This is a genomic window from Clostridium sp. Cult1 (assembly GCF_021655095.1).
Lineage (GTDB): Bacteria > Bacillota > Clostridia > Tissierellales > Tepidimicrobiaceae > Schnuerera.
In genome coordinates this window covers 1,065,176-1,071,425 of the sequence record NZ_PPXW01000001.1, presented here as the reverse complement: position 1 = coordinate 1,071,425, position 6,250 = coordinate 1,065,176, and the positions used below count along the sequence as shown (strand labels likewise).

At 31.1% G+C, this 6,250-nt stretch carries 8 protein-coding genes; all 8 read left to right on the top strand.

Annotated features, from left to right (window positions below; translation table 11 throughout):
- The first annotated feature begins 103 nt into the window (after positions 1–103).
- The gene (locus C3E89_RS05235) at positions 104–736 is read left to right on the top strand and encodes a CBS domain-containing protein (protein WP_236911423.1); all 633 of its coding nucleotides are present in this window, start codon (positions 104–106) and stop codon (positions 734–736) included.
- A 67-nt stretch (positions 737–803) separates the two neighbouring features.
- The gene (locus C3E89_RS05230) at positions 804–1,388 is read left to right on the top strand and encodes a BofC C-terminal domain-containing protein (protein WP_236911422.1); all 585 of its coding nucleotides are present in this window, start codon (positions 804–806) and stop codon (positions 1,386–1,388) included.
- Positions 1,389–1,474: 86 nt separating this feature from the next.
- Complete coding sequence (gene ruvC / locus C3E89_RS05225; protein WP_236911421.1) at positions 1,475–1,969, top strand: crossover junction endodeoxyribonuclease RuvC; 495 nt, start codon at positions 1,475–1,477, stop codon at positions 1,967–1,969.
- 15 nt (positions 1,970–1,984) lie between these two features.
- Positions 1,985–2,569, top strand: coding sequence for a Holliday junction branch migration protein RuvA (ruvA, locus tag C3E89_RS05220; protein WP_236911420.1), 585 nt, complete (start codon positions 1,985–1,987; stop codon positions 2,567–2,569).
- A 25-nt stretch (positions 2,570–2,594) separates the two neighbouring features.
- Positions 2,595–3,596 carry a Holliday junction branch migration DNA helicase RuvB gene (gene ruvB, locus C3E89_RS05215; protein ID WP_336512959.1) on the top strand — a complete coding sequence of 334 codons (1,002 nt, stop codon included), beginning with the start codon at positions 2,595–2,597 and terminating at the stop codon, positions 3,594–3,596.
- Positions 3,597–3,606: 10 nt separating this feature from the next.
- A complete protein-coding gene (locus tag C3E89_RS05210) occupies positions 3,607–3,816 on the top strand; it encodes a DUF2905 domain-containing protein (protein WP_236911418.1) in 210 nt (69 codons plus the stop codon).
- 13 nt (positions 3,817–3,829) lie between these two features.
- The gene (locus C3E89_RS05205) at positions 3,830–5,209 is read left to right on the top strand and encodes a SpoIID/LytB domain-containing protein (protein ID WP_236911417.1); all 1,380 of its coding nucleotides are present in this window, start codon (positions 3,830–3,832) and stop codon (positions 5,207–5,209) included.
- A 14-nt stretch (positions 5,210–5,223) separates the two neighbouring features.
- Positions 5,224–6,249 carry a tRNA preQ1(34) S-adenosylmethionine ribosyltransferase-isomerase QueA gene (gene queA, locus C3E89_RS05200; RefSeq protein WP_236911416.1) on the top strand — a complete coding sequence of 342 codons (1,026 nt, stop codon included), beginning with the start codon at positions 5,224–5,226 and terminating at the stop codon, positions 6,247–6,249.
- Position 6,250 lies beyond the last annotated feature (1 nt).

The following is a 6,250-nucleotide window of genomic DNA, read 5'->3' as shown; positions in this document are numbered from 1 at the left end:
ATATCTTCTTCAGTTACTGAATAAAGAAATGAGATTTTTAGAAAAGTTTTAACTGCATAGTCTTTATTGACTATGACATTATTATACTAGGGGGGATATATGAATGTATGTAAAGAATCATATGTTACACAAGAATAAATTGACTACTTTGGAATTAGACGATGATATAGAGTCTGCTTTAGAAAAGTTAAATCAGGGAGATTTTTTATCTCTACCTGTTTTAGATGGTAATGAATTCAAAGGATATTTGATGAAGGAAGTTATTTTTAGGAAGTTTTTTGAAATAGGTGGTAAAGATAGAGAAGAGTACTTAAGAAATACTAAAGTCAAAGATTTATATAATACAAATTATAAGTCGATTAAGGAAGATGAATATGTAGAAAATGCTTCTTATCTTTTAAAAGAATGGAGAACCCCTTTCTTACCAGTATTTGATTATAAAGAACACTTTGTAGGTATACTGACTCATAATTCTATTTTTAATGCTTTTTCCGAGATATTTGGTTTAGAAAAAGGGACCAGAATTGTTGTGAATATGCTTGATATACCAGGACAATTGGCAAAATTGACAGAGGTTATAAGAAAAGAAAATGCAAATATAATAAACTTTGCTGCAGTGGATGCAAAGGTATTAGATGTATATAGGGTAATAATTCGTGTCGATACTAGTGATGTAGTCGGACTTATAGAAAAAATAGAGAAGGCTGGATTTAAAATAGGGGAAATCTCAAAATAATTCAATAATGTATAAAATAATATAAAATGGGAAAAATATCCCTCTAGATGGTACTGGAGGGATATTTATGAAAAAACAAAATGCAATTTTGATATTTTTATTTTGTACAGCCCTTTTCTTTATTAGTTTTGTCTATGGTTATAAGATGATGGGACCAAAGGTTAATAAACAAAATATTATTATAGGTGAAGATAGAACAGAGGATAATATGGATTTGGAGATATTAAAAGAAGAAGAAAAGATTTCACCTAATGTTTATATTGAGAAAAAAACTTATTACAAAGCTTGTAACCATAATATAACAAAATTAAATGAATTAGATGAAAAGATTGTGAATATGACTGAAAAACAATATAGGGATTATATGGAAGAGAATTTTCCAAATGTAAAGATTATTTCTTTTTCTATTAACAGAATAGTTTTAAGAGAGGAAAAGGATCATCTGTGTCCTAATCATTATATAATTGGTGAATCAGAAGGAAAGATTGCAATATATAGAATTGATGAAAACGGAGACAGGGTTTTAGATAGAGTATTTAATGATTACTCCATATCCCTTTTAAAGCAAATAGATCAAGAAAAACTGAAACAGGGAATAAGGGTAGATAGCGAAGAAGAATTATCCAATGTATTGGAGAATTTTATCAGCTAAAACTAAGTTAGAGTTCTAACTTAGTTTTTCTATTTAAAATGTGATAATATAATATATAATATGTTTTTGATTGAAAGGTGAGATATATGATAATACTTGGTATTGATCCAGGATTGGCTATAGTAGGATTTGGTGTTATTGAATACAAGGGAAATAAGTATCGAGTTATAGATTACGGCGTTATTAGAACGGATTCTAATACCTTATTTCCTGAAAGGTTAAAGATAATATATGATGAGCTTACCAAGTTAATGGATAAATATAATCCAGAGGATTTGGCTATTGAGGAGTTGTTCTTCAATAAAAATGTAAAAACTGCAATTCAGGTTGGACAAGCTAGAGGCGTTGAGATACTATCCGCTATCAATAAAGGATTACAGGTCTATGAATATACACCATTACAAATAAAACAGTCTGTTGTAGGTTATGGCAGGGCGGATAAAAGGCAAGTACAAGAAATGGTTAAATTATTGCTAAATTTAAAGGAGATACCTAAACCAGACGATGCAGCTGATGCATTAGCAGTGGCCATATGTCATAGTAGTTGCTTAAACTTCAAAGACATGTATAAAATGAAATAATAAAGGATGGATAATATGTATGAATACATAATTGGAAAGGTTGTTAGTGTTAAAGAAGACTATATAGTTTTAGATAATAATGGTATAGGATATAGGGTATATACTTCAAAAAATTCCTTGATGAATTTAAAACTAGATGAAGATATTACCATGTACATATATTATAATTTAAGGGAAGATGGAGTATATCTCTACGGTTTTACTACAGAGGAAGAGTTAAATATGTTTAATTTACTGTTATTAGTATCTAAAGTAGGGCCTAAGGTAGGCTTAAATATTTTATCAACCTTAACGCCGAATCAAATAAAATTGGCCATACTAAAGAATGATGCTAATATTCTATGCAATGCACCAGGGGTAGGTAAAAAAACAGCTTCCAGAATAATATTAGAGTTAAAGGACAGGGTAAGTCAAGAAGAAATTTTAGAAGATGAAGATATAATAATTGATGATGATGAAGTAGAAATTGCTATACATGGTATAATGTCTTTAGGGTACTCTAGAAATGAAGTACTTAAAGTTGTAAATAAAATGGATACTAGTAAAATGGTTACTGAAGATATAATTAGGGAAGTTTTAAAAAGGCTTTCCAAACAATAAAGTGAGGTAATGTTTTATGGATGATATGAATGAAAGAATTGTTTCTAGTTCTATCCAGAGGGAAGATAGGGAAAACGAAATCAACCTAAGACCTAAATGGTTAGAAGAATATATTGGGCAAGAAAAGGTTAAGGAAAAATTGAGCATATTTATTCAAGCCGCTAAAGAAAGAAAAGAACCTTTAGATCATGTACTCCTTTATGGTCCTCCAGGATTAGGAAAGACTACCTTAGCTAATATAATAGCCAATGAAATGGGGGTCAATGCAAGGATAACATCTGGGCCTGCCATTGAAAGGCCTGGAGATTTAGCCAGTATATTGACCAACTTAGGGGAAGAGGATGTATTGTTTATAGATGAAATACATAGGATAAATAGAACGGTAGAGGAGATTCTATATCCTGCTATGGAAGATTATGCTTTGGATATAATAATAGGAAAAGGACCTAGCGCTAGATCTGTAAGGTTAGATTTGTCTAAATTTACTTTAATTGGTGCTACTACAAGGGCAGGACTACTTACCTCTCCTTTAAGGGATAGGTTTGGAGTTATGTTAAATTTAGATTTATATGATGATTCCAGTCTACAGAAAATTGTGAAACGTTCTGCAAATATATTGGCTATTCCTATAGATAATAAAGGGGCTATAGAAATAGCTAAAAGGTCTAGAGGAACTCCTAGAATAGCAAATAGACTTCTAAAAAGGGTACGAGATTATGCCCAGGTTATGGAAGATGGGATTATTACTTGGGAGGTAGCCAAAAAAGGTCTGGAAATGCTAGAAATAGATAGACTTGGATTGGATGAAGTAGATAGAAAGATATTAATGACTATGATAGAGAATTTCAATGGTGGCCCTGTAGGGTTAGATACCTTGGCAGCTGCCACTGGAGAAGAAAGAACTACTATTGAAGATGTCTATGAACCATATTTATTACAGATTGGTTTTATAAATAGAACGCCTAGAGGAAGGGTTGTTTCTAGAAAAGTATATGATCATTTCAATATACCCTATAGAGAGGAATAGGGGGGATATAGTGGAATCCTTTGGTAAAATATTTTTAACTATAGGTATAGTATTGGTTATAATTGGTATAGTTTTTATCCTAGGTGAAAAAATTGGATTAGGTAAATTACCTGGGGATATATTTATACAAAGGGGAAATTTTACTTTCTTCTTTCCTATTATATCTAGTATAATTATAAGTATAATATTGACTCTATTGCTGAATTTATTCAAAAGATAAGGGGGACAATAATATGAAGCGACTATTTGTCATAGCAATTTTAGCCATAATAGTTATTGGATTAATATTTCCAAATCAATATATATATGCTAACTCATTGGAAGATAATTTTATCAGAATAAGGCTGACAAGCCCTATAAAATCCAATAAAATTGTCAATCTTTATAGTGAAAGTGGTTTTTCTATATTGGAAAAGGACAATTCTACAGAAAATGTCACTTTTATTGATGTGGAAAATCTTAAGGTCACCATAGGCGAAGATGAAGAAATATTGATATCTGATGTATATGATAATCCTTTGTTCTCCTATTACCAAGAGGAGGATTTAGTAATCACCTCTAATGATAAATATGATAGAAAAATTAAAATAGAGGATAAAACCTATAGAGATTATATAGAATTTAGAATAGTGAGTACTGGTTTAATAGCAATTAACTATGCAGATATTAATAATTACCTATATGGAGTGGTTCCAAGGGAAATGCCGGCTTCTTTTGAAATGGAGGCTTTAAAAGCTCAAGCTATAGCTGCTAGGACTTATACTTTAAAGAATATAAATAAGCATAATAGTGAAGGATATGATCTTTGCGATACAACTCATTGTCAAGTTTATGGAGGAATGGATGGAGAACAGGAAAAAACTAATAGAGCCGTAGATGAAACTTATGGAATGATAATTACCTATAATGGAGAGATAATAGATGCATTATACCACTCTAATAGTGGAGGTGTTACAGAAGACTCTCTGGAAGCTTGGGGAAACAACCATCCCTATTTAATTTCAGTTGATGATGAGTTTTCTAATGATGCTCCCAATAGCAATTGGAGTATAAACTTAACTGCTGATGAAATTAATAAGAGATTAAAGAAAAGTGGAATAAATATTGGGAATGTATTAGATATGGAGGTTTTACAAACTTCATCTAATGGACGGGTAACCCAGCTTAAAGTGTTGGGAACATTAGGAGAAAGAATTTTAAACAAAGGTGAAATTAGGGGGATATTAGGTGATACAGAATTGAAAAGTACTTGGTTTACCATAAAAAAACAAGGTTCTAGTGGGGAAATTATTACCCATACATATGTGATAGATGGTAATAGTACTAAACCACAAACTATCAAATTAGATGGAGCCCATATAATAGATGGCAATAATAAGCGAAGCTCTTCCAGAGGTTTAACTAGTAGATTTGTTGGTAGGGATGGAGTTGTGGAAGAAGCAGATAAAAGCACTTCTCAAGCTAATAGTAATTTTTTAATAGAAGGGAAAGGTTATGGTCATGGAGTAGGTATGAGCCAATGGGGAGCTCAAAGAATGGCTGAATTGGGACATTCTTATGATGAAATATTGAAACATTATTATAATGGAGTAGAAATAATAATAAAAGATTAGTAGAGGATGATCTAATGAAAACAGAAGATTTTTACTATGATTTACCAGAGGAATTAATTGCTCAATATCCAATAGAGGATAGAGAAGAGTCTAGACTCCTATTATTAGATAAGGAGACTGGAAATATTGAAGATAGAATATTTAAGGATATCATAGACTATTTACATCCAGGAGATTGTTTAGTATTAAATGATACTAAGGTAATTCCTGCTAGATTATTTGGAAATAGGGAAGGAAAAAATGAAAGAATAGAATTTCTATTACTTAGAAGAATTGAAAATGATATATGGGAAACTTTAGTAAGACCAGGTAAAAAGGTTAAACCCGGCAATAGAATAGTCTTTGGTAATGGTATATTAGTAGCGGAAGTTTTAAGTATAGAGGAAGATGGTACTAGAAAAGTGGAATTCAAATATAAGGGGATATTTGAAGAAATGTTGGATAAATTAGGAGAAATGCCTTTGCCTCCTTATATTAAAGAAAAACTTGAAGATAAAGAAAGATACCAGACCGTTTATTCTAAACATGAAGGTTCAGCTGCGGCTCCTACTGCAGGACTACATTTTACAAAAGAGTTATTAAATAAAATTAAGGAAAAAGGGGTTAGTATATCCTATTTAACTCTTCATGTTGGGTTAGGAACTTTTAGACCTGTAAAAGTGGAAAACATAGAAGAACACCATATGCATTCGGAATACTATGAGGTATCTAAAGAAGCAGCTGAAATGATAAATAGAACTAAAAAAGATGGTGGTAGGGTTATAGCAGTAGGAACTACTACTACAAGAACTTTAGAAACTATAGGAATCCTAGAAGGAAAGATATTACCTAAAAAAGGTTGGACGGATATTTTCATATATCCTGGTTATGATTTTAAAATAATAGATGGATTAATAACCAATTTTCATTTACCAGAGTCTACTCTGTTAATGTTAGTTAGTGCTTTGGCTGGAAGAGATAATATTTTAATGGCCTATAAACATGCTATTGAAAATCGATATAGATTTTTTAGTTTTGGAGATGCAATGTTTATTAAATAAA